Source organism: Geobacillus thermodenitrificans subsp. thermodenitrificans DSM 465 (assembly GCF_000496575.1).
Classification (GTDB): Bacteria; Bacillota; Bacilli; order Bacillales; family Anoxybacillaceae; genus Geobacillus; species Geobacillus thermodenitrificans.
The window spans coordinates 169,477-195,708 of sequence record NZ_AYKT01000008.1; the positions used below are offsets into that span (position 1 = coordinate 169,477).

32 protein-coding genes and 1 riboswitch are annotated in these 26,232 nt (G+C 49.7%); of the genes, 23 read left to right on the forward strand and 9 right to left on the reverse strand.

From position 1 onward, the window contains the following. The first annotated feature begins 7 nt into the window (after positions 1 to 7). Entirely contained in the window at positions 8 to 259 is a 252-nt protein-coding gene (locus DSM465_RS0110095) for a hypothetical protein (RefSeq protein WP_029761287.1), read from the forward strand. Next, entirely contained in the window at positions 246 to 785 is a 540-nt protein-coding gene (gene cobO, locus DSM465_RS0110100; RefSeq protein ID WP_029761288.1) for a cob(I)yrinic acid a,c-diamide adenosyltransferase, read from the forward strand. Before DSM465_RS0110095 ends, cobO begins: the two co-directional genes overlap by 14 nt. A gap of 155 nt (positions 786 to 940) precedes the next feature. Here cobO and DSM465_RS19600 read toward each other — a convergent pair whose 3' ends face one another. From DSM465_RS19600 to metA, 3 genes are all read right to left on the reverse strand, one after another. Continuing rightward, positions 941 to 1,090: a hypothetical protein gene (locus tag DSM465_RS19600; RefSeq protein ID WP_169817286.1), complete on the reverse strand. Its 150-nt coding sequence runs from the start codon at positions 1,088 to 1,090 to the stop codon at positions 941 to 943. A gap of 181 nt (positions 1,091 to 1,271) precedes the next feature. Continuing rightward, positions 1,272 to 1,367: a YjcZ family sporulation protein gene (locus tag DSM465_RS18950; protein WP_008880168.1), complete on the reverse strand. Its 96-nt coding sequence runs from the start codon at positions 1,365 to 1,367 to the stop codon at positions 1,272 to 1,274. Between the two features lie 142 nt (positions 1,368 to 1,509). After that, positions 1,510 to 2,418 carry a homoserine O-acetyltransferase MetA gene (gene metA, locus DSM465_RS0110115; RefSeq protein WP_029761289.1) on the reverse strand — a complete coding sequence of 303 codons (909 nt, stop codon included), beginning with the start codon at positions 2,416 to 2,418 and terminating at the stop codon, positions 1,510 to 1,512. 128 nt (positions 2,419 to 2,546) lie between these two features. Here metA and DSM465_RS0110120 point away from each other — a divergent pair, with 128 nt between their 5' ends. From DSM465_RS0110120 to DSM465_RS0110205, 17 genes are all read left to right on the forward strand, one after another. Continuing rightward, positions 2,547 to 3,062 carry a hypothetical protein gene (locus DSM465_RS0110120; RefSeq protein WP_029761290.1) on the forward strand — a complete coding sequence of 172 codons (516 nt, stop codon included), beginning with the start codon at positions 2,547 to 2,549 and terminating at the stop codon, positions 3,060 to 3,062. Positions 3,063 to 3,122: 60 nt separating this feature from the next. Further along, complete coding sequence (locus DSM465_RS0110125; RefSeq protein WP_029761291.1) at positions 3,123 to 3,599, forward strand: glutathione peroxidase; 477 nt, start codon at positions 3,123 to 3,125, stop codon at positions 3,597 to 3,599. Positions 3,600 to 3,624: 25 nt separating this feature from the next. Beyond that, a complete protein-coding gene (locus DSM465_RS0110130) occupies positions 3,625 to 4,776 on the forward strand; it encodes a conserved virulence factor C family protein (protein ID WP_029761292.1) in 1,152 nt (383 codons plus the stop codon). Between the two features lie 45 nt (positions 4,777 to 4,821). After that, positions 4,822 to 4,950 carry a hypothetical protein gene (locus DSM465_RS20100; protein ID WP_255350171.1) on the forward strand — a complete coding sequence of 43 codons (129 nt, stop codon included), beginning with the start codon at positions 4,822 to 4,824 and terminating at the stop codon, positions 4,948 to 4,950. A gap of 405 nt (positions 4,951 to 5,355) precedes the next feature. Then, positions 5,356 to 5,793 carry a BrxA/BrxB family bacilliredoxin gene (locus tag DSM465_RS0110140; protein ID WP_011887464.1) on the forward strand — a complete coding sequence of 146 codons (438 nt, stop codon included), beginning with the start codon at positions 5,356 to 5,358 and terminating at the stop codon, positions 5,791 to 5,793. 147 nt (positions 5,794 to 5,940) lie between these two features. Further along, complete coding sequence (locus DSM465_RS18955) at positions 5,941 to 6,072, forward strand: YuzL family protein (RefSeq protein WP_008880175.1); 132 nt, start codon at positions 5,941 to 5,943, stop codon at positions 6,070 to 6,072. A 248-nt stretch (positions 6,073 to 6,320) separates the two neighbouring features. After that, the gene (locus DSM465_RS0110150) at positions 6,321 to 7,505 is read left to right on the forward strand and encodes an LL-diaminopimelate aminotransferase (RefSeq protein WP_008880176.1); all 1,185 of its coding nucleotides are present in this window, start codon (positions 6,321 to 6,323) and stop codon (positions 7,503 to 7,505) included. 15 nt (positions 7,506 to 7,520) lie between these two features. Further along, the gene (locus tag DSM465_RS0110155; protein ID WP_008880177.1) at positions 7,521 to 8,105 is read left to right on the forward strand and encodes a YpjP family protein; all 585 of its coding nucleotides are present in this window, start codon (positions 7,521 to 7,523) and stop codon (positions 8,103 to 8,105) included. Between the two features lie 101 nt (positions 8,106 to 8,206). Beyond that, on the forward strand, positions 8,207 to 8,911 hold the full coding sequence (locus DSM465_RS0110160) for an anthrax toxin lethal factor-related metalloendopeptidase (protein ID WP_008880178.1): 705 nt from the start codon (positions 8,207 to 8,209) through the stop codon (positions 8,909 to 8,911). A 76-nt stretch (positions 8,912 to 8,987) separates the two neighbouring features. After that, a complete protein-coding gene (thyA, locus tag DSM465_RS0110165; protein WP_011887460.1) occupies positions 8,988 to 9,782 on the forward strand; it encodes a thymidylate synthase in 795 nt (264 codons plus the stop codon). 13 nt (positions 9,783 to 9,795) lie between these two features. After that, positions 9,796 to 10,281: a dihydrofolate reductase gene (locus tag DSM465_RS0110170; protein WP_008880180.1), complete on the forward strand. Its 486-nt coding sequence runs from the start codon at positions 9,796 to 9,798 to the stop codon at positions 10,279 to 10,281. Positions 10,282 to 10,455: 174 nt separating this feature from the next. Then, a complete protein-coding gene (locus DSM465_RS0110175; RefSeq protein WP_008880181.1) occupies positions 10,456 to 10,899 on the forward strand; it encodes a YndM family protein in 444 nt (147 codons plus the stop codon). 118 nt (positions 10,900 to 11,017) lie between these two features. Next, positions 11,018 to 12,289 (forward strand): threonine ammonia-lyase IlvA, encoded by a 1,272-nt coding sequence (gene ilvA / locus DSM465_RS0110180; RefSeq protein ID WP_008880182.1) that lies wholly within the window; start codon positions 11,018 to 11,020, stop codon positions 12,287 to 12,289. 107 nt (positions 12,290 to 12,396) lie between these two features. After that, the gene (locus tag DSM465_RS0110185) at positions 12,397 to 12,648 is read left to right on the forward strand and encodes a YpmP family protein (protein WP_008880183.1); all 252 of its coding nucleotides are present in this window, start codon (positions 12,397 to 12,399) and stop codon (positions 12,646 to 12,648) included. A gap of 260 nt (positions 12,649 to 12,908) precedes the next feature. Further along, positions 12,909 to 13,481, forward strand: a complete 573-nt coding sequence (locus DSM465_RS0110195; RefSeq protein ID WP_029761293.1) for an SCO family protein — start codon at positions 12,909 to 12,911, stop codon at positions 13,479 to 13,481. Positions 13,482 to 13,554: 73 nt separating this feature from the next. Beyond that, positions 13,555 to 14,328 carry an SGNH/GDSL hydrolase family protein gene (locus tag DSM465_RS0110200; RefSeq protein WP_008880185.1) on the forward strand — a complete coding sequence of 258 codons (774 nt, stop codon included), beginning with the start codon at positions 13,555 to 13,557 and terminating at the stop codon, positions 14,326 to 14,328. Between the two features lie 37 nt (positions 14,329 to 14,365). Continuing rightward, the gene (locus tag DSM465_RS0110205; RefSeq protein WP_008880186.1) at positions 14,366 to 14,938 is read left to right on the forward strand and encodes a YpmS family protein; all 573 of its coding nucleotides are present in this window, start codon (positions 14,366 to 14,368) and stop codon (positions 14,936 to 14,938) included. 142 nt (positions 14,939 to 15,080) lie between these two features. Here the strand turns inward: DSM465_RS0110205 and DSM465_RS0110210 are convergent, their stop codons facing one another. After that, positions 15,081 to 16,445 carry an RsmF rRNA methyltransferase first C-terminal domain-containing protein gene (locus DSM465_RS0110210; protein ID WP_029761294.1) on the reverse strand — a complete coding sequence of 455 codons (1,365 nt, stop codon included), beginning with the start codon at positions 16,443 to 16,445 and terminating at the stop codon, positions 15,081 to 15,083. A 29-nt stretch (positions 16,446 to 16,474) separates the two neighbouring features. Further along, entirely contained in the window at positions 16,475 to 17,068 is a 594-nt protein-coding gene (gene plsY, locus DSM465_RS0110215; RefSeq protein WP_008880188.1) for a glycerol-3-phosphate 1-O-acyltransferase PlsY, read from the reverse strand. Positions 17,069 to 17,257: 189 nt separating this feature from the next. Between plsY and DSM465_RS0110220 the strand changes: the two genes are divergently transcribed. Then, entirely contained in the window at positions 17,258 to 17,683 is a 426-nt protein-coding gene (locus DSM465_RS0110220; protein ID WP_029761295.1) for an OsmC family protein, read from the forward strand. Between the two features lie 88 nt (positions 17,684 to 17,771). On the opposite strand, the gene DSM465_RS0110225 is transcribed toward DSM465_RS0110220, so the two are convergent. Together DSM465_RS0110225 and pepT are read right to left on the reverse strand one after the other, a co-directional pair. Beyond that, on the reverse strand, positions 17,772 to 18,071 hold the full coding sequence (locus tag DSM465_RS0110225; protein ID WP_152524568.1) for a hypothetical protein: 300 nt from the start codon (positions 18,069 to 18,071) through the stop codon (positions 17,772 to 17,774). 538 nt (positions 18,072 to 18,609) lie between these two features. Continuing rightward, a complete protein-coding gene (gene pepT, locus DSM465_RS0110230) occupies positions 18,610 to 19,845 on the reverse strand; it encodes a peptidase T (protein WP_029761297.1) in 1,236 nt (411 codons plus the stop codon). A 405-nt stretch (positions 19,846 to 20,250) separates the two neighbouring features. Here pepT and DSM465_RS0110235 point away from each other — a divergent pair, with 405 nt between their 5' ends. Both DSM465_RS0110235 and DSM465_RS0110240 read left to right on the forward strand, forming a co-directional pair. Then, positions 20,251 to 21,462 (forward strand): threonine synthase, encoded by a 1,212-nt coding sequence (locus tag DSM465_RS0110235; protein ID WP_029761298.1) that lies wholly within the window; start codon positions 20,251 to 20,253, stop codon positions 21,460 to 21,462. 146 nt (positions 21,463 to 21,608) lie between these two features. After that, positions 21,609 to 21,740, forward strand: a riboswitch (FMN riboswitch). 152 nt (positions 21,741 to 21,892) lie between these two features. After that, positions 21,893 to 22,477, forward strand: coding sequence for an ECF transporter S component (locus tag DSM465_RS0110240; RefSeq protein WP_008880192.1), 585 nt, complete (start codon positions 21,893 to 21,895; stop codon positions 22,475 to 22,477). 74 nt (positions 22,478 to 22,551) lie between these two features. Here DSM465_RS0110240 and DSM465_RS0110245 read toward each other — a convergent pair whose 3' ends face one another. Then, positions 22,552 to 23,169, reverse strand: a complete 618-nt coding sequence (locus DSM465_RS0110245) for a sulfite oxidase-like oxidoreductase (protein WP_029761299.1) — start codon at positions 23,167 to 23,169, stop codon at positions 22,552 to 22,554. Between the two features lie 223 nt (positions 23,170 to 23,392). On the opposite strand from DSM465_RS0110245, the gene DSM465_RS0110250 reads away from it, so the two are divergent. Further along, positions 23,393 to 25,063 (forward strand): DUF6044 family protein, encoded by a 1,671-nt coding sequence (locus DSM465_RS0110250; protein WP_029761300.1) that lies wholly within the window; start codon positions 23,393 to 23,395, stop codon positions 25,061 to 25,063. A 44-nt stretch (positions 25,064 to 25,107) separates the two neighbouring features. Here DSM465_RS0110250 and DSM465_RS0110255 read toward each other — a convergent pair whose 3' ends face one another. Further along, the gene (locus DSM465_RS0110255; protein ID WP_008880195.1) at positions 25,108 to 25,740 is read right to left on the reverse strand and encodes a DUF2238 domain-containing protein; all 633 of its coding nucleotides are present in this window, start codon (positions 25,738 to 25,740) and stop codon (positions 25,108 to 25,110) included. Between the last annotated feature and the right edge of the window lie 492 nt (positions 25,741 to 26,232).

Sequence of the window (26,232 nt, forward strand, 5' to 3'; positions counted from 1 at the left end):
AATCGTCATGTACATGGGAGCAGCGAACTTGCCAGACATTTGCAATCGGCTGGTTGTAGATGGAAAACCACACGATACACCGACAGCCATCATTGAGTGGGAGGACGACCGAGCAGCAACGTCGCTTGCGGCATTGCCAGCAGAAGCAAAAAAGGCCGGCATTTCACATCTTGCTGACCATGTCGTCCGGCTGCGCAAGACGCTGCAATGGTTTCCGGAACATCAAGGAGGGGAGTCGGTTGTCTATACGGAATCGTAATGGACGGGTAATCGTCTACACGGGCGATGGCAAAGGGAAAACGACGGCTGCCTTTGGGCTTGTGTTGCGCGCCGTGGGTCGCGGTATGAAGGTCGCCGTTTTGCAGTTTATTAAATCACCAGAGCGCACATATGGCGAGCAGCTTGCTCTTCGCCGCCTCGGCATCGAAGTGCATCAGCTCGGCGCCGGCTTTACATGGACGAAAACGGCCGATGTTCACCGTCAAGCGTTACAACGGGCATGGACATTGGCGAAACAGTATGTTCATTCCGGACAGTATGATCTGATCGTGCTAGATGAATTGAACAACGCGTTAGCCATCGATCGATTCCCGGTCGATGACATCATATCGGTGGAAGATGTACTCGAACTGATCCGCACGCGCCCGCCGTCACTCCATCTGGTCATTACCGGGCGCTCCGCTCGCCCAGAGCTGATCGCTGTCGCCGATATTGTCACTAAGATGACGCTTGTCAAGCATGACTATGAACAAGGGGAGGCGGCCATGAAAGGAATTGAATTTTGAGAAGAAACAGTTGGCGGAGGAATCTTTCTCACTCGTCTGCCAGCGTCTTATGCTATTGAAAAAGCGGCCGGATTCGGCCGCTTTTTTGTCGAACTTTATCTCGATGGACGGTGCCGTTTGTTCCTAGGAGGGAAAACTCGCTCATGACGGTTTTTCTATGCGTCGGTGTCCGTTTTGTCGTTTTGTTCCTTATTTTGCCGCCGTCCTTTGCTGTTATCACCGGATATCGGACCGTGAAGCAAGGCCATGGGGTCTTGCGTCGGCGCGTTTTGATTCCGGCTTCCTTTGTTTGGCCGTTTTGTCACAGACCACACCTCCTTTAGGCGCTATGACCATATCATTAGCATAGGCTGCTCGTCGGTTTTTATACATTGACGGCGGCTAGAAAAGAAAAACGGGAAGCGCGTTTGTCATGCGTTCCCGTGAGCAAATACGTCCGGATGCTGGCAAATATGGCGGACGGGAGGGGTGGAGACAAATGATTTTTTAGTAAGCGTACCGGCCGAAAGCAGTGCCGACAATGATAAGCAAAATAAACAAGACAACGATCAATGCAAAGCTATTACCATGCCAAGCGCTCATCCTGCTCACCTCCTTGGAAAATCTATTACATGGTATGCAATTTATTGCATGAATGCATGGGAAAATTGTCGAAAAATGCAAAATAACAAAAACGCCTTGCTAGGAAAGCAAAGGCGTTTTTGTTGTTGGATGGGACTTCTTTTTATTCCCAAATATAAGGCGTTTCCTGATAGACGTAATAGTTGAGCCAGTTGACAAACAGCAAATTGGCGTGTGAGCGCCACGTATTGAGCGGCGGTTGACTCGGGTCATCATTCGGGAAGTACGACTCCGGAAGTTGAATCGGTAACCCTTTGGCCAAATCGCGCTCATATTCGTCTTTTAACGTTGTTGCATCATATTCTGGATGACCGGTCAAGAAAATATGACGGCCGTCGTTCGAGGCGACAAGGCAAACGCCAGCTTTGTCGGCGACTGATAAAATCATGAGCTCCGGCACTTTTTCAATGTCTTCTCGCTTGACGTCCGTATGGCGGGAGTGCGGCATGCGGAACACGTCGTCAAAGCCGCGCAAAAGCTTTACATTTTTTACTTCCAGTGTATGGTTGAACACGCCGAAGCATTTTTTCGGCAGTGGATATTTCGGAATGCCATAATGGTAATACAAGCCGGCTTGCGCCCCCCAGCAAATATGGAGCGTCGATGTGACGTTTGTTTTTGTCCATTCCATAATGTCGGTCAACTCGTCCCAGTACGTCACTTCTTCAAACGGCATTTGCTCGACCGGCGCTCCTGTGATGATCATTCCGTCGAACTTCCGATGGCGGATGTGAGGAAAAATTGTGTAAAATTGATCCAAATGATGTTTACTCGTCGTTTTCGGTTCATGGGTCGCCGGACGCAAAAAGGTGACGTTTACTTGCAATGGGGAGTTGCCGAGCAGACGCAGCAGCTGCGTTTCTGCTTTTTCTTTTTCTGGCATTAAGTTTAAAATGACAATATTGAGTGGACGAATGTCTTGCGAATACGCCCGTTCTTCATCCATAACGAAAATGTTTTCTTGTTCGAGTATTTCCTTGGCAGGCAAATCTTTTGGGATGTTGATTGGCAACGATGTCCCCTCCGTTTCGTTCTCCTTTTTTAAATAATTTCATTATAAAAACTTTACCGAATTTATTCAATTCATTTTTTCCATGCAAGGAAATTCAGTACTTAAGGTGGAAAAAAGGAGGAAAACGCATGGATCCAACAGCATTTGACAACTTGAAAACGGTGTTGGAAGGGGCGGTATATGACGCTGATTTACAAGGACGCATTGTCGTTATCGACCGCCGCGATCTAGCTGATTTGGCTCGTCTCTCACGGGAGTATACCATTTCGTTTCAGCTCCATGATGCGCCTGATTCGCCAGTCACTTGTACGGCGCAGCTTTCCATCGATTTTGCCGAGCTCGTCAATGAACGGCTCCATCACGGCCGGTCTGGGTGCCGGCTCGCTGTCGTGTTCACGATGCCGATCCGCCGCTCGTCCGTTTGCGCCCTTATTGAAGGAACATTGCGGACGATTTGGGGGGAAGAACGGATCATTCGACAGACGCTCAGCTGGCAGTTTCCACATGAACGCGGTCCATACAAAAATGAAGCAACGGTTGAATTTTCCCGACTGATTTATGAGGAAAACGCTGCCGATTTGCCGGAGATGGTGCCGTATATGATTTCTTCGCTTGAGGAGCTGCAGCCGTTATCCGGCCAATAACGGTTCAAAAAAGTGGAAACCAAACGGGAAATCGACTATGATGGTGATGAGGTGAGAACAATGAGCGTATACGAGTTCAGCGCTAAGACGATTCGCGGGGAAGAGCAGTCGCTGTCTTCCTATCGCGGGGACGTTCTTCTTATTGTCAACACGGCCAGCCGATGCGGTTTGACACCGCAATATCAAGAATTGCAGGAGTTGTATGACGAATATCGTGACCGCGGGTTTGTCGTGCTGGGGTTTCCGTGCAATCAATTCGGTGGCCAAGAACCGGGAACAGAAGAGGAAATCGAGCAATTTTGCCAGTTGAATTACGGTGTAACGTTTCCGATGTTTGCAAAGGTGGATGTTAATGGCGACAACGCCCATCCACTGTTTCAATACTTGAAAGAACAAGCACCAGGGGCACTTGGCACGAAGGCGATCAAATGGAATTTTACTAAGTTTTTGGTTGACCGCGATGGTCGAGTTGTTGCCCGCTTCGCTCCGCAAACGAAGCCGAGCGAGTTGAAAAAGGAAATTGAAAAATTGTTGTAGTCTTTTTGTGAAGGAGGGATGACGGTTGCGCATTAAAGCGATTGAGCCGACACCAAGTCCGAACACGATGAAAATATTACTTGATGAAGAACTGCCTTCCGGCATGCGCCATAACTACAAACCCGACAACATCGGCGAAGCACCGCCGCTCATTCAAACGTTGATGCGCATTAATGGAGTAAAAGGCATTTACCATGTCGCCGACTTTTTGGCCATTGAGCGCCATCCGAAGTACGATTGGCGCGACATATTGGCGAACGTGCGTGAAGTGTTCGGCGAAGAAGCAGACGACGGAGCCGAGGCAAAGCCGAAGGTGAATGAACATTTCGGTGAAGTGAAAGTATTTGTGCAAATGTTGTATGGTTTGCCGATGCAAGTGAAACTGATCGATGGTGAGCGCGAGCATCGCGTCGGGCTGCCGCAGCCGTTTATCGATGCGGTCATCGAAGCGCAAAAGTATGCCGACAACATTGTCCTTGAGCGCAAATGGGTGGAAAAAGGGGTGCGCTACGGCACGTTCGACGAAATTGGACGCGAAGTGGTCGATGAGCTGTCGGCTGCCTATCCGCCAGAGCGACTGGAGCGGATCGTCAACATGTTCCGCCACGGAGAGCAGGAAAAAACGGCGCAGAAGCGGCCAGGTATCAAAGTGACAAGCGAGATGCTCGACGATCCAGACTGGCGGAAACGGTACGCCGCGCTTGAGCAAATGGCGGAGCCGACCGAAGACGACATCCCCGTGTTAGCCAAAGCCCTGAAAGATGAGAAAATGGCCATTCGCCGCCTAGCGACTGCGTATCTAGGCATGATCGGCGGCAAACAGGTGCTGCCGTATTTGTATGAAGCGTTGAAAGACCCGGCGGTTGCTGTCCGTCGCACGGCCGGCGACTGTTTGTCCGACATCGGCGACCCAGAAGCGATTCCAGCGATGACGGAAGTGTTAAAAGATGAAAGCAAGCTCGTCCGCTGGCGCGCGGCTATGTTTTTGTATGAAGTCGGCGATGAATCGGCGCTCCCAGCGTTAAAAGCGGCGGAAAACGATCCGGAATTTGAGGTCAGCTTGCAAGTAAAAATGGCCATCGAACGGATCGAAGGCGGCGAAGAGGCGAAAGGCTCGGTTTGGAAACAAATGACTGAAAGCCGAAAAAAAGAAAACAAGACAGAAGAGGAAAAATAGGCGCGCGGATGGGCGCGCCTATATTCTTTGGGGCACTGAAAGCAAATGATGACGTGGCCACAGTGGAGCTGGCTGTCGGAGAGATTCAGTGATTTCCAAGACAATAGGTGTGTTGGCGTGTCAGCCGGAACAGTAATGGCCAACGACCCAACGCCGGCTAAAATGACCGGCTAGGTCCCGACGATGTTTCGCAGTTTTTCAATGTATTCCATGTACTATGCTTCTCTCGTTTTCTCTTTCCATCCGATTGCTTATTCCATTCCGATGGTGATCGGCGGCTGCAGTGGCTCTAGAAGGCGGAAAGCAACTGATGGATGTAGAAAATCTCTATTTTCCTTCTATCGGTCATTTTTATGTGTTCGACAATCAAGCTTTCTCCATTGGAGAAATGCATAGTTGCACCACATTTGCGATAGGTTTGTCGAGCCTTTAGACGAGCAAAAGCTTTATTTCGCTGTCGGCGTCGAAAAAAGAAGGATCACCGTTTTCACCATGGTTGGCGGTTGTCTTCGTTGATTTTTCTGTTCGAAGTATAGTATGCTGATAGCACAACGATGATCATATGGAGGGATGCTAGCCATGTCGATGGCGTACGAAGAATATATGCGCCAGCTCGTGCAGCCGATGCGTGATGAGCTCGTCCGCGCCGGTTTCCGCGAACTGCGCACGAGCGAGGAAGTTGAGCAGTTTATGGAACAAGCAGAAGGAACGATATTTGTCTTTGTCAACTCGGTGTGCGGCTGCGCTGCTGGATTGGCGCGCCCGGCGGCGACACAGGCAGTGTTGCGAAGCGAGAAAAAGCCGGATCATTTGGTGACCGTGTTTGCTGGCCAAGATAGAGAGGCGACGGCAAAAATGCGCGAGTACTTTGTCGGCTATGAGCCATCTTCGCCGTCGATGGCGCTCTTGAAAGGAAAGGAAGTTGTTCATTTCATTCCGCGTGAAGACATCGAGTTTCATTCGATGGAAGAGGTTATGGAAAACGTTTTAGCTGCCTTTGAAAAATATTGTGGCTGATTGAATACGGACTTTGCCATCGTGAGTTGTCCGATTGGCTAACAGCTAGGTATCACTGCTTTTTTATCTTGGGTGAGCAGGGGATGCTCAGATGAATTTACATACAATGGCACGCCGGTGGGAACGATAAAGGCGGAGGTGATCGGCGTGTCGAAACGAAAAAAAGACCGTTCGAAAACGGGTGTCAGCGCCCCGAATGTCAGAGGACAAGGGACGACGGAAACAGAGACAGGGGCGTTCGCGCTTGACTCCGCCCGCAAAAAAACGAAAATCGATTAAAAAGGAGCTCCCGGTGCGGAGCTCCTTTTCCTTTAGTCGTTGTTAGGCGTTAGCGATACAGCTGTAAATAAAATACAGCAACGTAATGAGGCTGGCCGCAAAAAAGATAGTAGTCATGTTCATTTCCCCGCCTTTCTGTCTATGTTTTCTCCTTGAACATATGGTACACTATTCATATAACCATAGTATATACCAAGAAAAACAAAAAGGAAAAGCGGTTTTTGTCTTGGCAAGGGAGAGGAAGAATAATGAAAAAAGCGAAACGGATGAATGCGTTTTCTTCGTCTATTTTTGCTGAATTGTCGGCATATTGCCAAAAGCGGCGCCATCTTCATGACGAATGGATCGACTTAAGCGTCGGCAGCCCGGATTTGCCGCCGGCGCCGTTTGTGCGTGAGGCGATTGCCCGCTACGCCGAGGAGCCGAACGCCTACGGATATACATTAAAAGGCATTCGTGAATTTCATGAAGCGGTCGCTGATTATTACCGGACGACGCACGGTGTCGTGTTGAATCCGGAGACGGAAGTGACGTATGTCATCGGGTCACAAGATGGTCTTGTCCATTTGCCGATGGTGTTTGCTGATCCGGGTGATGTCATTTTAGTGCCGGATCCTGGATATCCAGCGTATGCCACCGGCGTAGCGATGGCCGAAGCGGAGCCATACTTTATGCCCTTAAAGGAAGAAAACGGCTTTTTGCCCGATTTGCGTGCGATTCCAGAGGAGATCGCCAAACGGGCGGCGATTATGTTTCTTAACTTTCCGGGCAATCCAGTGCCCGCCCTCGCGACTGAATCGTTTTATCGTGAAGTCGTCGAGTTTGCGAAGCGGTACGACGTGCTTGTCGTCTCTGATTTTGCCTATGGTGAGCTGTATTATGATGGAAACAAACCAGTGAGCTTCCTTTCCGTTCCCGGGGCGAAAGACGTCGGGGTGGAAATGAACTCGCTGTCAAAAAGCTATAACATGGCTGGTTGTCGAATCGGCTATTTGTGCGGCAACGCTGACGTGATTCGCGAGTTTGCCGCGTTTAAATCGAATTTAGATTACGGCATTTTTTGGCCAATTCAAAAAGCAGCCGCGGAAGTGCTTCGCTATGGAGGGGACTTTTGCGCCGAAAGCCGCGCCATTTACCAATCGCGCCGCAACGCGCTTGTCAGTGGGTTGGCCGACATCGGCTGGACGGTCGACTGTCCGCCGGCTGGCATGTTCGTATGGGCGAAGATTCCCGTTGGGTTTACATCGCTCTCGTTCACAAAGGAACTCATCGACCGTGCTGGAGTCGTTGTGACGCCTGGGCATGCGTTTGGACCGAGCGGTGAAGGTTATGTGCGCATCGCTCTCGTTCAGCCGGAAGATACGTTGCGCCGTGCCGTTGAGAAACTGCGGACGAGCGGTTTGTTCGAGCGGTTGGCTGCTGACCAACGATAACGGAGGTGGGACGCGATGAAGCTACCGGCATGGCTTCGAAAAACGCTTGTTGCCGCGATTACTGTCTGCACATTTGGCCTTGTGACACCACCTGCCTCGCTTCTTGCGGCTGAGGAACCGACGGCCGATGATGTACCATCTTCCGATTGGCAACATGGCGCCGTTGGTTCTGCAGCGGAAGCGGCTTCGCTCACCCGCGCTCAATTTGTCGAACAGACGGTGGAAAAAGCGATGGCTCAGTCGCAAGAAAAGTTTGGCCGCAAAATTGCTCCCGTTATTGAGGACGAGTTTCGCGCCGTCATTTTGCCGCGCATGGAGGAAGTGATCGCCGAACTCGCCGGGCGCTATCCGGAAGAAGAGCTTCATTATTTAGCCGTATCGGAAAATCCGTCCGGTGGGCAAGGCGAACGCATTTTCCATATTTATCGCGCCGATACGGGGGAAGATGTCATTCGCTTCCATGTCCGACGTGAACATCCGCCGCAGGATGGGTATTGGTTTCAGTTTCATTACCATACGCGTGATGACGGATTTCAAGCTCACTATGAATTAGGAAAAATTTATTGGTCGAAAAATACACCACCGAACTGGCGAACGTAGCCATCTGTCGTTCTTTCCTTATTTTGCGCGTTTTTCCCCGCTTCTTCGTATGTTATCATTGATTTAGTAGAATACGAGATTGAAAGAAGCGGGGGACCATGATGAGACGGTTACTCACTAGTTTATTAGCGGCACTGCTTGCCGTTCCGCTTCTGTCGCTTTCGCCGTACCCGGCTGCGCACGGCGTGCTGCTCGAAGAAAGCGGCCTTGATGTTCAGACGATCCCGTCGCACGATGTGCTTGGCCGCATCGTCATCGTCCCGGAAACGGACTTTTCGTTCGATGAGGCAAACGAGACGATTCGAACGCTTGCCCGTATTGACCGCCGCATTTTAGAACAAGCGGCGAATCATCATATTTATATTCAATTGTTGACAAATCCCATTACCGATGAACCGATTGCTCGCCATTTGCGCGGGAAAACACCGCGCGGCTATGTGCCGGGATCCAAAACGTGGGATGAGGTGCCGGGCATAGGCGGGGCGCATTTAGTGCTTGTCCGTCTTGGCCATAGCGAAAAAGGAAAGGGGCACGGCTCGATCAACTTAGAGCTTCATGAGTTTGCCCATTCGTTAGATTACATCGTATTCGACCACATTCACGAAACAGACGAATTTCAAGCGCTTTGGAGGGAAGAAGCACCGCAGTTGTTTCCTCGCGAATACTATTTTTTAACGTATCCGGAAGAGTATTTTGCTGAGTCGTTCGCCTATTACTATGTGAGCGAAAAAACGCAGGAAACGCTGAGGATGGCGGCTCCGCGTACGTACACGTTCATCCGTCAACTGGCGGAACGAGCCTCATAAGAAGGCTCTTTTTTTTGTGATGAGGGCGGTGCTTTATGAGGTGCTTTATGATATGATAAAGCGTGAGGTGAGGACATTGCGGCAATATTTACAGTTATTAGAAGACATTTTGGAAAACGGTGTCGAAAAGGAGGATCGAACCGGTGTCGGCACGTTGTCGGTGTTCGGTCGCCAGCTCCGTTTTAACTTGCAGGACGGGTTTCCGCTCGTGACGACGAAAAAATTACATATTCGTTCGATTATTTATGAATTGCTCTGGTTTTTAAAAGGTGACACCAATGTCCGCTATTTGCAGGAGAATGGCGTGACGATTTGGGACGAATGGGCCGACGAAAACGGCGATCTAGGGCCTGTCTATGGAGCACAATGGCGGTCATGGAAAGGGGCGGACGGGAAAACGGTCGACCAAATCGCTTCGGTCGTTGAGGAGATCAAGAGAAATCCGAACTCGCGTCGACTGCTCGTGAACGCCTGGAATGTGGCGGAGTTAGACAAGATGAAGTTGCCGCCGTGCCATTATGCGTTTCAGTTTTACGTCGCTAACGGCCGGTTGTCATGCATGTGGCAGCAGCGCTCCGTCGATACATTTTTAGGGCTGCCGTTTAACATCGCCAGCTACGCGCTCTTGACGCATATGATTGCCGAGCAGTGCGGGCTGGATGTTGGTGAATTGATTTTCACCGGTGGGGATGTTCACTTGTATAAAAACCATATTGAGCAAGCTAAACTGCAGCTGACGCGCGAGCCGCGACCGCTGCCGAAGCTTGTGCTGAAACGGAAGCCGTCGTCCATTTTTGACTATGAATATGACGATTTTGAAATCGTCGGTTATGACCCTCATCCGACGATTAAAGCGCCAGTGGCGGTGTAAAGGAGAGAAGACGATGATTTCGCACATTGTGGCGATGGATGAAAACCGGGTGATCGGCAAAGATAATCAGTTGCCGTGGCATTTGCCGGCCGATTTAGCGTATTTCAAGCGGGTAACGATGGGGCATGCCATCGTGATGGGGCGCAAAACGTTTGAAGCGATCGGTCGGCCGCTCCCCGGCCGAGACAACGTCGTCGTGACACGCAATCCCCAATTTCGCCCGGAAGGCTGCCTTGTGCTCCATTCGCTTGAGGAAGTCAAGCAATGGATCGCAGCGCGTGGTGAAGAAGTGTTTATTATCGGTGGAGCTGAATTGTTTAAAGCAACAATGCCGATCGCCGATCGACTATACGTGACGAACATTTTCGCCTCATTCCCTGGCGATACGTTTTATCCACCTATTTCCGAAAAAGAGTGGAAAGTCGTTTCCTATACGCCAGGAGTAAAAGACGAAAAAAATCCGTATGAGCACGCGTTTCTCATTTACGAGCGGAAATGAGTGTGCGGAGGTCAGTTACCAAGTGAAAAATGACCGAATGAACACACCCTGAATGCTTACCAACGGAAAACAGGGCGCGTTTTGCGAAACAGCAAGGCGCGCCTTTTTTGCATAGAAGCGGGGCGAAAAAGGAACGATAACCATATAGAACATCGATGGAAATGGAGGAAGATTATGAAGCATATCGTTCCGTTTATCGTCAAGCTTGCTGCTTGGAGTGTCGTTTTATTTTCGATGTTTACGATTTTTAATGCCCCGCTTTCTTTGATCTCACTCATGACGCTCATGACGGCAATCGTTTCCTACGTCATCGGCGATTTGGTTGTTTTGCCGCGCGTCGGACACTTTGTCGCCGCCGCTTTGGATGTGCCGCTCTCCTTTTTGCTTGTATGGCCTGCCAGTTTTGCGTTGCTTTCCCCGACCGTCAATATGGCATACGCTGCCTTTTTCAGCTCACTAGCTATTGGTGCGGTTGAAGCGTTTTTCCATTTGTATATGGAAAACCATGTACTCGAAGAAGCGAGACGGGAAGAAGCGTATCGCTGGTATGATGAAGGAAGATGGGCAACGGAATTCGCTGAGGAACAGGAGTTTAAAAAAGAAGACGACCGGACGTAGCACCGGTCGTTTTCTTATGAAAGAACAGAAAACTTTTCGAAAATTCCCTTTTCTTTTTGCAAATTTGTGATATAATCTACAAATCAAAGACAACTTAGAAAAGAAAGGGAAAGAGAGCATGGCACAACAACTAAAACGGAAACAAGGGGCGGTATACGTCGAGGACATTTTGATCGCGTATCATACGCTGAAAGATGTTGTTTTCCATACACCGCTACAAAAAAACCCGCTTCTGTCCGAGCGTTACGAGTGCAATGTGTACTTGAAGCGCGAAGACTTGCAAGTTGTGCGCTCATTTAAGTTGCGCGGAGCGTACAACCGGATGAAACATTTAACTGATGAGGAGCGAAGAAACGGGGTCGTATGCGCCAGCGCCGGCAACCATGCCCAAGGAGTCGCCTATTCGTGCCGGGCACTCGGGGTGCACGGAAAAATTTATATGCCGGCGACAACACCTCGACAAAAAGTGTCGCAAGTCCAGTTGTTTGGCAAAGACAAGGTCGAGATCGTCCTTGTGGGCGACACGTTTGACGACTCGTACAGCGAAGCGGTAAAATGTGCGGAAGCGGAAGGGCGCACGTTTATCCACCCGTTTGATGACGAATACGTCATCGCCGGGCAAGGAACAATCGGTGTTGAGGTATTAAACGACTGTGATGAACCGATCGATTTTTTGTTTGCCAGCATCGGCGGCGGCGGACTGATGGCCGGGTTGGGAACATATGTAAAAAGCATCTCGCCGGCGACCAAGGTGATCGGCGTCGAACCAGGCGGCGCTCCGTCGATGAAAGCGGCGCTTGAGCAAGGGCATGTTGTGACGCTTGGGGAGATTGATAAGTTTGTTGATGGTGCCGCGGTCAAAACGGTCGGGGAAAAAACGTTTGCTCTATGCCGTGAGGTGCTCGATGATATCATTGTCGTTCCGGAAGGGAAAGTATGCACAACGATTTTAGAGCTGTACAACGAAAACGCGATTGTCGCTGAACCGGCGGGAGCGCTGCCGATCGCTGCTCTTGAGTTTTACAAAGAGCAAATTCGCGGCAAAACAGTGGTTTGCGTTGTGAGCGGCGGTAATAACGACATCGACCGGATGCAGGAAATTAAGGAGCGCTCGATGATTTATGAAGGGTTGCAACACTATTTCATCGTTAATTTCCCGCAGCGGGCCGGGGCGCTGCGCGAATTTTTAGATGAAGTGCTCGGTCCAACTGATGACATCACCCGCTTTGAATATACGAAGAAAAACAATAAAGAAAGCGGACCGGCACTCGTCGGCATCGAGCTAAAACGGCGTGAAGACTACGCACCGCTCATTGAACGGATGAAGAAAAAAGGGTTTCCGTTCCAGGAAGTAAATAAAGACCCGAACTTATTCCATTTGCTGATTTGAGCAAAAAAGCGCGAAAAAAGTCGGAAAGTTTTCGGTGTATTCCGACATACTTTTTCACCGGTTTGGTGTATAATATAAATAAATCGGTGAAAAAGAGGATTGATATTTTGCTATTCAAAAGCCTCGAGTTTAAAAACGCGTATGGGCAGAAAGTGAAGATTATCGAAATTCCTGTATTGGAGGAAGATAACACGTACCGATTTATGATCCAACTTCGCTTGGAGACGTTTATTGCCAAGGTGTATCGATCAAGAACGACCCGTTCTGTTTACTCGTTCCGAGAACACTTGAAGAAAGTGTTGAAATGGCCGATATATGAACAAATCTTTAAAGAAACCATTTTGAAACATAACGCGTAACTGTTGTTTTGCCTTGAACGGCAAAACAACTTTTTTTTGGTGGGATTTTGGTCGATTTCATTATATAATGGAAACGAGATGACGCTAAGCATAAAAGGGGACGGGCGAACATGTGCCGGTTGAGATCATCGAAACGCCCCTTGTTATTTCGATCCATACCACCTCTGGGGTGTTGGCGTTCATGTACGATATGGAAAAAGAGCCAACGGGGAGTAAAGCGAGTTTGAATGCAAAACGATGAAGAAAAGGATGAGCCATCGATGTGGAAACGGATCATGATGATCGCAGCAGTTTGTTTGCTTGCTGCATGCGGAAAAACAATTCCAGATGCAAAAAACTGGCCGGTCGCTGATTTTACGTTCGTTGATCAGTCGGGTGAGCCGTTTGGACTTCGCGATCTAAAAGGGAAGATATGGGTTGCTGACTTTGTTTTTACGAATTGTGAAACGGTTTGTCCACCAATGACCGCCAATATGGCTAAGCTGAAGAAGAAGGCGGAAGAAAAGGGACTGGATGTCGAATTTGTTTCGTTCAGTGTCGACCCGGAAGTAGACACGCCAGAAAAACTGACCGCCTATGCGAAACAGTTTACGGACGACCTAGCAAACTGGCATTTTTTGACCGGGTACAGTCAAACCGAAATTAATGAGCTGGCGCAAAAAAGCTTTAAAACGATCGTGCAAAAGCCGGCCAATGACGATCAAGTCATTCATGGCACGAACTTTTATCTAGTTGGCCCGGATGGAAATATTGTCCAAACATACAACGGTGTGCAGGACGTGCCGTACGACACGATTTTAGAGCATATCGAGATTTTGCAATCGTCGCGATAAGGCAAAAACGGCTACAACCGTTTTGCCTTCTTTTCGTCTTTTCCCCTGTTGCGTGAGAAGGCAGGTGTCAAACATGAAACGATGGGGATTAATGATAATAGTGAGTTTGTTTCTCGCCGGCTGCACCGCCTTTTCAGCCGTTGGACAGCCGGAGCAACCACAGGAAGCTGTCGTCAAACAGACAGAGGCAAAGCCGCTGCCAAAAGACATCCATCTCGTCGCCTTAGGCGACTCGTTGACCGAAGGGGTTGGGGACGGCGAAGGGAAAGGAGGGTATGTCGGCCGTCTTGTTCCGCTTCTTGCAGCAGAGGACCGAGTGCGGACCGTAACGGTGACAAATTTGGGCAAGCGCGGCCGGCGCAGTGGGGAACTCGAGCCAGTTGTTGACGCCCACCAAGGAGAGCTTAAGCGGGCGGATTTGATTTTGTTGACGATTGGCGGTAACGATGTGATGAATGTAGTCCGCTCGCATTTTTTTGATTTGTCGTACGAGCGGTTTGCGAAAGAAAGCAAGTTGTTTGCTGACCGGCTCGACCATTTGTTGATTTCACTGCGCATCGCCAATCCGGATGCGGTCATCGTGCTTGTCGGTTTATACAACCCGTTTTCAACGACGCTACCGAACATCCCGGAAATCGATGACGTCATCGCCGAATGGAACAAGGCAAGTCAGGTGGTGCTTTCCCGTTATGACCGGACGATCTTCGTTGATATTCAAGACATCTTTACTGATCGCGATGAGCTTCTTCACCGTGATGAATTTCATCCGAACGCCGCGGGGTATGAACAAATCGCCACACGCGTATATCATGCGTTAAACGAGCAAAAAGAGTGGTGGGTGAACTGATTGAAGAAAAACGGGTGAGAATAAGGAGTATGTCGTGATGAATTGGAAACGAGCGTTTTGGATATTGGCGGCCGTCAACGCCGCTATCCTCATCTTTGTGGCTGTTTGGTTGTTTCAGCCGTCTCCACAGGTTAAACGTCCGATGCGCCCACACGTGGAAGGGGCCTCGTTTACCGTGTACTCAAAAAAGGCACATTTGAACGCTGTCATTAACGATTATTTGGCGGAAAAAATGAAAGACCATCCGCTACAATACGATGTTTGGCTTGCCGATCGCGTCTATGTCTCGAGCGAAATCCCCATTTTCGGTCGCGATGTGGAGTTGGTCGTCTCGTTTATGCCGAAGGTCGTCAAGGGGGGGAATGTTGAGCTTGCGGAACCAACGATTTCACTTGACGATTGGAAGCTGCCGGTGACGTACGTGCTTCGCTATTTGCAAAAGCACGCCCCGTTGCCGGATGAAGTGGTCGTTGATCCGGATCGGGCTCGCGTCTATGTGGCGCTCGATGATATTCGATTTGGCAACGGTTATCAAGTGGCAGCGAAAAAAATCGACCTAGCTGCTGATGAAATTGTGTTTACGTTAACGATCCCAACTCGGCATCGATGACAGAAATGAGAGGCTGTTTCAAAAGGTTGTAGTCCCCTTTTGAGACAGCCTCTGTTTTTTTCAAAACGGTCTAGTCTTTGCCGTTCGTTGTAACATCGTTTCGAAAGAATCCTCTTACTTCAGGAAAAGAAAGGGGAGTCGCTCACACAAGACGCAGCCCTTTCGGGTAAAAGTTTTTTACCGTTCCTTTCACTTCTTTCCCCCAAGCGAATGGATAACCGTCGACGGTAACAAGCAACCAGCCACGGTCGCCGCCGGTCGGAAGCGTCTCTCCATGCCAATATCGGATGATCTCATGGCCTGTGCTTGGGAGATCAAGCACATGGTTCACTTCATCCGTCCGCAGCGCCAAAGCGAGGGCGTGGTTTGGCTCAAACCGCTCTTTTTTCACCTCGCCAAGATGAAGTCCGGCGCGAACCACTTTCAAACCTGACCAATCGGGGCATTGCTCCGGCAGCATGACCAAATGAGAGCCAAAAGATACGACCGTTCCGTGCCGTTCTGTCCGCAGTGTCGCTTGTTCGAATTGACGGTACAACCGAATCGCGGCTTTCGGTGCGTTCGTCTTTGCCCGCCGCCCGTTCCAAGGTGCAGTCGGTCGCTGTTTTTGCAGTTTGGCGATAAAATGACCTTCGCCTTTGACACGGTGCGGCCAAAGACGTGCGGCATGTTCAAGTTCAGCCCGGTTCGTTTTCGTCCACTCAGGCCGCCCGGGCTCTATGCCGCCGGTTTTCTCAATCGGCACCAGCCGCAAGTCGTCATACGTCTGAAGCAGCCATTCGATCGTCTGCTCGTTTTCTTCTGGAGAGAACGTGCACGTCGAGTAGACGAGAATGCCCCCTTCCTTCAGCATCGCATAGGCGCTTTGCAAAATGCGCCGCTGACGGGCCGCGCGCTCTTCTACGTACGCCTGACTCCAAAATGAAGCGGCCTCTTCCTCTTTGCGAAACATCCCTTCACCCGAGCACGGGGCATCGACTAAAATTTTGTCAAAAAAGCCAGGGAACCGCTCTGCGAGCGCTTCCGGCGTTTCGTTGACGACCACGGTGTTGGTCAAGCCGAGCCGTTCGACGTTTTCCGCGAGCGCTTTAACCCGTTTCGGGTGAATTTCGTTAGCGACAAGCAGTCCTTTGTTTTCCATCATGGCACCAAGCTGGGTCGTTTTCCCGCCCGGAGCGGCGCACAAATCAAGCACCGTCTCCCCGGGTGCGGGACGGAGCGCTTCGGCGACTGCCATTGCGCTCGGTTCTTGAATGTAGTACAGCCCGGCTGCATGGTATGGATGTTTTCCTGGCTGTTCGCTTCGGTCGTAATAAAACCCGGTTGGGCAAAATGGCACCGGGGTGAGGGAAAATGGCGCCATTTTTGCCCATGAATCCGGGCTAGTTTTCAACGGATTGACGCGCAAACCGTTCGTTTTTTCATTTTCGTAGACGGCGAAAAATTCGTCTGCTTCTTCATGAAGCAGCTTTTTCATTTTCGCGACAAATGCTTCCGGCAATCTCAAGGACAGCAAACTCCTTTCTCCATCTGTCGTTATTTACGCTTTCTTGGCCATTTCACTTTTGGCTCCGTTTTATTCAAGATGCGTCGAATATTGGCATGGTGACGATAAAAAATAAACGAAGCCAACAATACCACCGCTACCGTCAATGGAATGTCATCCGTGAAGAAGACAGTGTACACGACCGCATACAGTGCTGCGGCCATTGATGACAGGGAGACGTAGCGCGAAACGGCCAACACGACAAGAAATACGGCGATCAGTGACAAAAAGAACAGCGGAGAATAAAACAGCATCACTCCGCCTGATGTCGCCACTGCCTTGCCGCCGCGAAATTTAGCAAATATCGGGTACATATGGCCGACAACAGCGACCGCTCCAGCCAAGAGCGGGTGAACGGGAACAGAAAAAAGCATTGGCAAGCTCGCTGCCAACGTCCCTTTCAACATATCGCCCAAAATGACGATCGTTCCCGCTTTCGCTCCGAGCACGCGGAACGTGTTCGTTCCTCCGAGATTGCCACTCCCGTGCTCGCGAATGTCGATTCCGTAGCCGATTTTCCCGACAAGAAGACCAAACGGAATCGAACCGAGAAGATAAGCGATAAGTAAAATTAGTGCAGTCATCTCGTTAAACACCCTTTACTGAACAAGTTTGTACATGTTTCTATTTTATCATGCACGTGCAAAAACGCTAGACAGGAATTTTGCATTTCAAACCGGCAACCGGTAAACTGAAAAGCAGATGGAAACGAACGGCCAGGCGGCGGTTGTTCGTTCCGTAGCCAAAGCAAATAGAGAGGGGCGACGATGATGATGAAAACGACCGTTACGTGGAATGGAAACATGTCGTTCAGCGGCCAAAGCGCTTCCGGTGTGACGATCCCGATGGATGCAGCGAAGGATGTCGGTGGCAACGATTCGGGTGCCCGTCCGATGGAGCTATTGCTTCATGCGTTGGCAGGTTGCACCGGCATTGATATCATTTTGATCTTGCAGAAAATGCGGCTTGATGTCCGCTCGTTTTCAATGGAGGTGGAAGGAACGCGCGCCGATGACCACCCAAAACGATTTACCGACATACATATTCATTACGCGCTCGAAGGCGATTTGCCGGAAGAAAAAGTCATTCGCGCCATTCGGCTGTCAAAAGAAAAGTATTGTTCCGTCTCCCATTCGTTAAATGCCGCTGTTACGGCGAGCTATTCCATTAACGGTATTCGCGGAAAGGAGACCATCTAACGAAGCGCGGCTTTGCGATGTTGCTGTTTGGGCCGCTAGTGTGAACATGTCCTTGCTTATCGCACCGGCCCTTACAGTGGGGGATGAGCTACTCATTCCTGTAAGCGAGGAAAAGGTGTTTCGTCGACACGAGCGAAGCACCTTTTCTTATTCGAACGCATAGTGACGATGGATCGTTTGGATGGACATTCATTTCTTCAACGAGCCGGATCGGCAAGACGAGCTCCTCATGCGATTTACTGATGCTTCCGCCCGTTTCGTGGGCAATGAGGTCGACGGCTTTCATCGCGGTGGGTGCGCAAGTCGTCTGTCGCTTTGTGCGGGCACTTCTTTTTTTCATTTCCACCGATGTCTTTATCCATTCCTTTTGCGCTTGTTTAGTTGTCAAAACGTCACCAGCTGCTCTTTTGGCGCCAGGCGAATAGAGGCGATAAGCGTTTTCCCTTCTGCCCATTCTTTGTTTATCAAACGTCGGTTCCATTGTTCAAACGATGCGCTGCCTTCATCTTCGTCGTAAGTGCGATACTTGATCAGCGAATGGTCAGCTAAACAGGCGATAACACAAGCTTGGTTTTGATGCCGATACTTTTTGCTGACATCCAGCTGCCAAGACGGTATACCGCTTCATCTAGACGACGAATACACAGTGACAGTCAACAGCTTCCTTGCTAATGGCTTCGCTATGTTGACCGAAAGGACCACACGCCAAGTAGGTTAATTTGATTATTCTTGTCGTGTGTATTCGGAGGAGGAGTCTTTTTCGGTGCGGATTGAGGAGCAAACCACCCTGCTTTCATAACAGAACGAAAAGGGGAGGACAGATTGCTTGTAATAATGAAGAAAACGGTATCCCCAATGAGCGGGGACACCGTTTCTTTCATCATGGCGTAAAACGGCTTTTGGACGATAGGCAAACGAACCATAGATTAGGATGTTTTTTGTTCGAACAGCTTGATGATCTCCACGATCACTTCGGCGGCTTTCACCATCGTATCGACGGAAATGTATTCATAACGGCCATGGAAATTTTCACCGCCGGCAAAAATGTTCGGTGTTGGCAGCCCCATATATGACAATTGGGACCCGTCTGTGCCACCGCGGATCGGTTTCACTTTCGGTTCGATGCCCAAGTTTGTCATGGCCTCATGGGCGATGTCGACGATATGGTGCACCGGTTCAATTTTTTCGCGCATGTTGTAATATTGGTCATTGATTTCAATAGAAATCCGGTCATTGCCGTATTTTTGCGCGAGCGCGGCGGCGATGTCTTTCATTTTTGCCTTGCGTGCCTCAAATTGCTCGCGGTCAAAATCGCGGATAATGTAATACAGCTTTGTTTCCTCCACATTGCCTTGGAACGAAAGCAAATGGTAAAACCCTTCATATCCGTCCGTATGTTCAGGCGCTTCGTTTGCTGGCAGCTGTTGCTGGAACTCCAAGGCGATTTTGATCGAGTTGATCATTTTTCCTTTTGCCGTGCCCGGATGGACGTTTTTTCCTTTAATGGTGATTTTGGCTTCCGCTGCGTTAAAGCTTTCGTACTCCAATTCGCCGAGCGGTCCCCCGTCGACCGTATATGCAAATTGGGCGCCAAATTGAGCGACATCAAATTTGTGCGGCCCGCGGCCGATTTCTTCATCTGGTGTAAAGGTGACGCGCACTTTGCCGTGCTTAATTTCCGGGTGTTGAATGAGATAGTTCATCGCCGTCATAATTTCGGCGATTCCCGCTTTGTCGTCGGCGCCTAGCAGCGTCGTCCCATCCGTCGTAATGAGCGTATGTCCTTTGTAGTTGGCAAGCTCCGGGAAGTCTTTCGGCGATAGGATGATGTGCTGCTGTTCGTTTAACACGATGTCGCCACCGTCATATTGTTCAATGATCTGCGGGTTGACGTTTGTTCCGGTAAATTCCGGTGCCGTGTCGAGATGAGCCAAAAAGCCAATCGTTGGCACGTTTTTGTCCGTATTGGCCGGCAAGGTTGCCATCACATAGCCGTTTTCATCGACGGTCACTTCTTCCATGCCGATTGCTTTTAGCTCCTCGACTAACATTCTCGCTAGATCCCATTGCCCTTGGGTCGAAGGGCACGTGTTGCTTTCCGGATCGGATTGGGTGTCGACTTTGACGTATCGGGTGAAGCGTTCAATGAGTTCTTGTTTCATGAAGAGTCCCCCCTTGGTTATACACGAATTTGACAACGGATCAACCGCTCTGCCACCCATGAGGAAACGAAGGCGGTGTTTTCCATTCTATTCTATCACACGCAGTGTAAACGGTAAAAAAGAAGGAGCAGTTGTTTGCAAGAAAACTGGGAGCACGGGGAGAGGACATTCCTCGCCCATTGACGCATTTGACATAAAAAGCGGTTCGTGATCGGCACAGAATCATTTCTATCATTTTTGTAGTATTTGCGCATTTCCTACTATTATGCACAAAAGCAATGGGCTGCATACGCAAATGTGCAGTATAATGAAAAGGACGGGTGTGTCGTCAAGCCTCTACATAATAAGCTCACACCTGCTTAGCCGTCCAGTACAGACAAAGTAGACGGAAGGAGAGGACAACCGATGTCATTTAGTTACGCATCCCATCTCTACTGCTCGAAATGCGAACGTACATATGATGTCGATCACGTGCACCAGCTTTGCGAATGCGGTTCTCCACTTCTAGTCGCCTATGATTTGGAAGCGATGCGCCAAGAAGTGGCACGGGAAGCGCTCAAGGAACGTGAACCGAGCTTATGGCGGTATCATGAGCTATTGCCGGTGAAACATCCCAAACATATCGTCTCTTTAGGTGAAGGGATGACCCCGCTTGTACGAATGGCGCGCCTTGGCCGGAACATCGGGATTGATTCACTTTATATGAAAGACGAAGGGGTCATTCCAACGGGGACGTTTAAAGCTCGCGGGGCGGCGGTCGGCGTTTCCAAAGCGAAAGAATTGGGGGTCGAACAGCTTGCTATGCCGACAAACGGCAACGCAGGGGCGGCGTGGTCGCTTTATGCTTCTCGAGCCGGCATTCGTGCGACGGTGGTTATGCCGGTGGATGCACCGGAGTTGACGCGCAAGGAATGTGCCATCGCAGGGGCGGAATTGTATTTAGTCAACGGCTTGATCAGCGATGCTGGACAAATCGTGGCGAAAGCGATCCGTGAATACGGTTGGTACGATGCTTCTACATTGAAAGAACCGTATCGGATTGAAGGAAAGAAAACGATGGGACTTGAGATTGCCGAGCAGCTCTCTTGGCAGCTTCCGGATGTCATCTTGTATCCGACCGGGGGCGGCGTTGGGCTCATCGGCATTTACAAGGCAATCAAAGAACTGCAGGCGCTTGGTTGGGTAAGCGGCAAGATGCCGCGGCTTGTCGCTGTGCAAGCCGAGCATTGCGCACCGATTGTGAAGGCATGGAACGAGAAAAAGCGTGAGTCGGAATTTTGGCCGAACTCTCATACGGTGGCGTTTGGCATTAACGTGCCAAAAGCGCTTGGCGACTTTCTTGTGCTTGAGGCGGTGTATGAGACGGATGGCTGTGCGATTGCTATCGACGATGAGGCGATTTTGGCACAACAGCAGATGGTGGCAAAAGCGGAAGGGGCGTTCATTTGCCCGGAAGGAGCGGCGGCGTTTGCGGCGGCTCGCCAGCTGCGCGAAAGCGGTTGGATTCGTGACGGGGAGACCGTCGTTGTGCTAAATACTGGAACCGGATTGAAATACGCTGATATGGTCAATGTCAATCCGCCGGTACTCGAGCTGGGGGAGGAGCTGATTAGATAAAGTTGACAACTAGTCGCGGCAAGTCGACTGTGCGGGAAACGAAAGCACAGCATGTTCGGTCAACTTGTCATCAAGCTGTTAATCGTAGACAAAATGATATGAAAATTGTATACTAAATTTATCATTATCAATAATAAAAGAATATGATTCATCTTCGGGGCAGGGTGAAATTCCCGACCGGCGGTGATGGGGTGGATGCCCCTCAGCCCGCGAGCCGCAAGGCAGGATCCGGTGCGAGTCCGGAGCCGACAGTATAGTCTGGATGGGAGAAGATGAAGGTTTGCCGGCGTTTGGCGCCATGCGCCTGACGCTTAGTTGAGTTCGCCCTTTTTCTCCCTTAAGCCCTTGGGTTTAAGGGGTTTTTTATTGGCGTTCGCTCGGCAGCCTTCTTCTTGTGAGGATGGATCACGAGAAGGAGAGGAGAACAAGCATGAAATCATTCAACATCCGCACCTTTGTGGCTGTCAGTGTCTTTAGTGCTGGTGCGTACTTGCTCATGATGCTCAACTTTCCGCTTCCGCCATTTCCTAACTTTTTGCTTGTAGATTTTAGCGACATCCCGGCGCTTGTCGCCGCGCTTTTGTACGGCCCGCTTGCCGGCGTGTTTGTTGAGCTGTTGAAAAACGTGCTGAACTATTTTCTTGTCGGCAGCGCCACTGGCGTTCCAATCGGACAGATCGCCAACTTCACTGCCGGGGTGGCGTTTATTTTGCCAGTTTCCTATATTTATCGCAGAGCTGCATCAAAAAAAGGCATGCTACTTGGACTGGCGGCGGGAACAGCGACAATGGCTCTCGTCATGAGCGTGCTCAACTACTATGTCTTTTTGCCGGCATATACGCTCTTCCTTGGCGCTCCGGCGATGAGTGCGCCGGAAACAAAAGCGTTGGTCATTTCCGCTATTTTGCCGTTTAACGCGGCAAAAGGGGTGCTCATGGCTGTTGTGTTTATGCTTCTCTTTTTGCGCCTTCGCCCATGGCTGCAAAAACAAGCTGTCGCTCGCCGAGCGGCATAGCCAAACAAAAAAACGAGGGTTTCTGCTTCAAACCCTCGTTTTTTTGTTTCTACTGCTGGTTTCATCAGATTTCCTCACCAAAATCGAAACCTTGATATCGATTCGGCGAATCGCTCTTCTTTAAATGGATTTGCGGTCATTGAATAGCCGCGCTCTTCCCAATAGCCTGGCTCGTCCTCTTTCATAAAGCGGATGCCGGACGCCCATTTTGCGCCTTTCCATAAGTAAAACGTGGCTGGTGGAATGAAACGGAGCGGGTAGCCGTGCTTCGGCGAAATGTCTTGCCAATCGTGGTGTTTGTCTTTCCACCGATAGACAAACAGCGCATCGTCACCCATCAACGCTTCAAGTGGCAAGTTCGCGGAATAGCCGAACCGGTCGCCGTTTAAGTAGCCGTAAATTTTTACGTACTTCACACCCGGTTCTAGTTCAACGAAGCGCAAAAACTCGCGAAAGGCGATGCCTTCAAACGTCGTATCAAATTTCGACCATGTCGTGACACAATGCATGTCGACGGTGGAAATTGTTTTCGGCAGCGCCATCACTTCTTGATAGGAGAAGGACACCTCCTTTTTGACCTCGCCGAACAGTCGAAAATTCCATGTCGTCTCATCAAATTCGTACACGTCCCCTTCATGTAAAATCGGCCATTTTTCCGTCTCGAACTGGCCGGGAGGGAGTTGTTTTGCCATCATACGCACTCCTTTGGAAATAGAATGTTTTCTTGCATTTAATGATACGAAAGGAAAGGGAGAGGATGCAACGAGAGAAGGGAAAAAACGAAACGCGAAACAACATCGTCATCTTATCGCACGCTCTTTCATTCGCCCGCAAGAATAATTTTTTCCTTTCATGCACATCGTATCCAATAGGGCTTTTATGACCAAACCCAGAGGAGTCAGGAGCGTGATGCCGATGGATGAACAAAGAGAACGACGGTTTTTGCTTTTAGCGCTTGGCGTCATCGCCCTTTATGTGTCCCCGCTGTTTATCCTTGGTGAGAATGCGCATATTCGTGTCCACGATAATTTGGATTCCAACATCGCCTGGTATAAAGTGCTTGCTGAAAGCGGGCAAATCACCGGACCGCTTGATGCGAAAATTCCGCAAATCGCTAATGGTGAATTATCGAGAAACGCGCTCGGATCCGAGTTGACCGGCATCGTCTGGCTGCATGCCTTGTTTCCGACGATGATCGCTTATGCACTTAGCCAAACGATCACAAGAGTTGTGGCGTTTGTCGGCATGTATTTGCTTTTGAAAACCCATATTTTGCCCGAGCGGCGCTGGATGGCTGTCCGCATTGGGGTGGCGCTGGCGTTTTCCCTCACACTTTTTTGGCCGTCAGGGATGTTAAGCACGCTAGGCATGCCGCTTGCGCTCTGGGCGTTTTTGAACATTCGAAAGGGGGAGCGGTCTTGGAAAAATTACGCGGTGCTGACGCTTCTCCCGCTTTATTCAAGTTTTGTACTTGGTTTCTTTTTCTTTCTTGCCGCCATGGGCGCTCTTTGGCTTTTGGATGTACTGCGCGGAAAGGGATGGAACATCCGCTTTTTCGCTTCAATTGCCTATATGACGCTGCTTTATTTGCTTGTCGAGTACCGGCTTGTTTATTCGTTTTTATGGGAAGATGAACCGACGAGCCGGGATGAGTATTTCCATGCACGCTTGACGTTTTGGCATTGTGTCCGTTTAACATGGAAAAACTTTATTCTCGGCCATCACCACGTCATGACTGAGCATACGTTTTTCATTTTGCCGGTCTGGTTCATCGCTTTGTTCATAGTTTTCGCCAAAAGACGATGGAAAGAGGAACGGCTGTTTCTTTTCTTGTTCGGTCTTAACTTTGCGCTGTCGGCATGGTACGCCTTTTGGTTTTATAAAGGGTGGCTGCCGCTGACCGAGCGGTTTCATTTTTTGGATACGTTTAATTTCGCCCGTTTTCATTTTTTGCGTCCGCTCATCATCTATGTGCAATTTGCGCTGGCGTTGAAAATCGTGTGGCAATACAGCGGAAAGGGGAAAACGTGGGCGAAACGGTTGTTAGCGGCGCAAATGATTCTCGTGTTTTTCATTAACGAGGAAATCGTCTTCCGTTATGAACCGACGGTGAAACAATTTTATGCGGAAGAACAGTTTCAACAAATCAAACAATACATCGGGCTTCCTGTGTCCGATTACCGCGTCGTAAGCATCGGCATTCATCCGGCTATTGCTCAATACAACGGGTTTTACACGCTCGATACGTACAACAACTTTTACCCGTTGTCATACAAATACGAGTTCCGTAAAATCATTGAACGTGAACTGGCCAAAAGCAAGACGATCCGTACGTATTTTGACGAATGGGGCGGGCGTTGCTACATCTTTACGGCGGAGCTTGGCAAACGGTATATGTTTACGAAACAGTCGAAAAAGCGGCTGAAGAATTTGCAGCTGAATACAGAACAGTTGAAAAAAATGGGCGGCCGCTATATTTTCTCGGCCGTTCCGATCGATAATGCAGCTGAGAACAGGCTGACGCTTGAGCGTGTGTTTACTTCCGACGAATCAGCATGGACGATTTACTTGTATAAGGTGAATTGAAAACAGCGGCTTTTCCTGAAGGCAAAAGCCGCTGTTTTATGAGCTTAGCTGCGGTGATGATCCAATCGCGCAAGCTGCCTGTCATGCCACTTTGAGAGCAGCCATAGGGCAATCATTGTCCCGATGAGTGTACATAACATATCCCATTGTGTATCCCAAATATTTCCTTGCATCCCCAAAAAGTCCTTTGATGCCTTTCCACCTTTAAAGATGATCGAGACGAGCCATTCGATGATCTCATACAGGGCAGCGATAGCGAGCGACATGCCCGTGACGATGATGAAAAGCCACGCGCCGCGCGGCAACGGCGTTTTCCGCAGGAGGAGCTCTCTGAGAACGATAGCGAACATCCCTTTGAGGAAATGGCCAAATCGGTCGTAATGGTTGCGTTCCAAATGAAATACATCTTTGATCCAGTTAAAAAAGGGAACTTTGGAATAAATATAATGACCGCCAATAAACATGATGATCACCAATATAGCAATGATGACATATGACATCGTGGTCAACCGAAAGCGTCGGTATAGGGCGATTACAATCACAAGCCCAATCAGCGCCGGGGTGACCTCGAGCGCCCACACTGCATAGCTAGTCGGACGAATGGCCGACCAAACGAACACAGCGGCAACGACCAGCAACAACAGCCCATGAACGCGGGGTTGTTTTGCCTGTTCCACTTGTTTTCCTCCTTGGCAGAGCAAGATGAGTCTACTGTCATTATTCGGAAAATCGCCGATTTTATACGAAGCATTTTCACACGAAGAAGAACTACACCAATTTTGTACTGAAAAAATGAAAGAAAGAAGGGAGAAACCATTCACATCCACCGGTTTCGCGAGATATGGCTAGCTGACGATGAATACAGAGTCAACGATGATGAGCTCAGAAAAAATATGGAAGAATATAGGCGGGCGAAACAACGTTTTTTCGAGCTCCCGGCGAAAATAGACAAAGTTTAGTGGCTATCAAAATAGAGATGGATGTCATGATGCGCTGTTGTCAAACGGGTTGAGGATGCCACAATGCCTACAGATAGGGAAACGTTCCTAATTTTTCAACAAGCATACGAATGTATATTCGCATTTGATTGATTCGATGGTATAATGAAACATGCACAGCCATATGCAGGGTGGGCAGTGGCCACTCCCTAAACGAAAGGGGGTGGTGTT

What these genes read in the sequence shown, in the direction of transcription:
- DSM465_RS0110095 (WP_029761287.1), top strand. Translation starts at nt 8, where the DNA reads ATGTACATGGGAGCAGCGAACTTGCCAGACATTTGCAATCGGCTGGTT.
- DSM465_RS18950 (WP_008880168.1), bottom strand. Translation starts at nt 1,367, where the DNA reads ATGAGCGCTTGGCATGGTAATAGCTTTGCATTGATCGTTGTCTTGTTT.
- DSM465_RS0110120 (WP_029761290.1), top strand. Translation starts at nt 2,547, where the DNA reads ATGGATCCAACAGCATTTGACAACTTGAAAACGGTGTTGGAAGGGGCG.
- DSM465_RS0110125 (WP_029761291.1), top strand. Translation starts at nt 3,123, where the DNA reads ATGAGCGTATACGAGTTCAGCGCTAAGACGATTCGCGGGGAAGAGCAG.
- DSM465_RS20100 (WP_255350171.1), top strand. Translation starts at nt 4,822, where the DNA reads ATGATGACGTGGCCACAGTGGAGCTGGCTGTCGGAGAGATTCAGTGAT.
- DSM465_RS0110140 (WP_011887464.1), top strand. Translation starts at nt 5,356, where the DNA reads ATGTCGATGGCGTACGAAGAATATATGCGCCAGCTCGTGCAGCCGATG.
- DSM465_RS0110150 (WP_008880176.1), top strand. Translation starts at nt 6,321, where the DNA reads ATGAAAAAAGCGAAACGGATGAATGCGTTTTCTTCGTCTATTTTTGCT.
- DSM465_RS0110155 (WP_008880177.1), top strand. Translation starts at nt 7,521, where the DNA reads ATGAAGCTACCGGCATGGCTTCGAAAAACGCTTGTTGCCGCGATTACT.
- DSM465_RS0110160 (WP_008880178.1), top strand. Translation starts at nt 8,207, where the DNA reads ATGAGACGGTTACTCACTAGTTTATTAGCGGCACTGCTTGCCGTTCCG.
- DSM465_RS0110170 (WP_008880180.1), top strand. Translation starts at nt 9,796, where the DNA reads ATGATTTCGCACATTGTGGCGATGGATGAAAACCGGGTGATCGGCAAA.
- DSM465_RS0110175 (WP_008880181.1), top strand. Translation starts at nt 10,456, where the DNA reads ATGAAGCATATCGTTCCGTTTATCGTCAAGCTTGCTGCTTGGAGTGTC.
- ilvA (WP_008880182.1), top strand. Translation starts at nt 11,018, where the DNA reads ATGGCACAACAACTAAAACGGAAACAAGGGGCGGTATACGTCGAGGAC.
- DSM465_RS0110195 (WP_029761293.1), top strand. Translation starts at nt 12,909, where the DNA reads ATGTGGAAACGGATCATGATGATCGCAGCAGTTTGTTTGCTTGCTGCA.
- DSM465_RS0110200 (WP_008880185.1), top strand. Translation starts at nt 13,555, where the DNA reads ATGAAACGATGGGGATTAATGATAATAGTGAGTTTGTTTCTCGCCGGC.
- DSM465_RS0110205 (WP_008880186.1), top strand. Translation starts at nt 14,366, where the DNA reads ATGAATTGGAAACGAGCGTTTTGGATATTGGCGGCCGTCAACGCCGCT.
- plsY (WP_008880188.1), bottom strand. Translation starts at nt 17,068, where the DNA reads ATGACTGCACTAATTTTACTTATCGCTTATCTTCTCGGTTCGATTCCG.
- DSM465_RS0110220 (WP_029761295.1), top strand. Translation starts at nt 17,258, where the DNA reads ATGAAAACGACCGTTACGTGGAATGGAAACATGTCGTTCAGCGGCCAA.
- pepT (WP_029761297.1), bottom strand. Translation starts at nt 19,845, where the DNA reads ATGAAACAAGAACTCATTGAACGCTTCACCCGATACGTCAAAGTCGAC.
- DSM465_RS0110235 (WP_029761298.1), top strand. Translation starts at nt 20,251, where the DNA reads ATGTCATTTAGTTACGCATCCCATCTCTACTGCTCGAAATGCGAACGT.
- DSM465_RS0110240 (WP_008880192.1), top strand. Translation starts at nt 21,893, where the DNA reads ATGAAATCATTCAACATCCGCACCTTTGTGGCTGTCAGTGTCTTTAGT.
- DSM465_RS0110245 (WP_029761299.1), bottom strand. Translation starts at nt 23,169, where the DNA reads ATGGCAAAACAACTCCCTCCCGGCCAGTTCGAGACGGAAAAATGGCCG.
- DSM465_RS0110250 (WP_029761300.1), top strand. Translation starts at nt 23,393, where the DNA reads ATGGATGAACAAAGAGAACGACGGTTTTTGCTTTTAGCGCTTGGCGTC.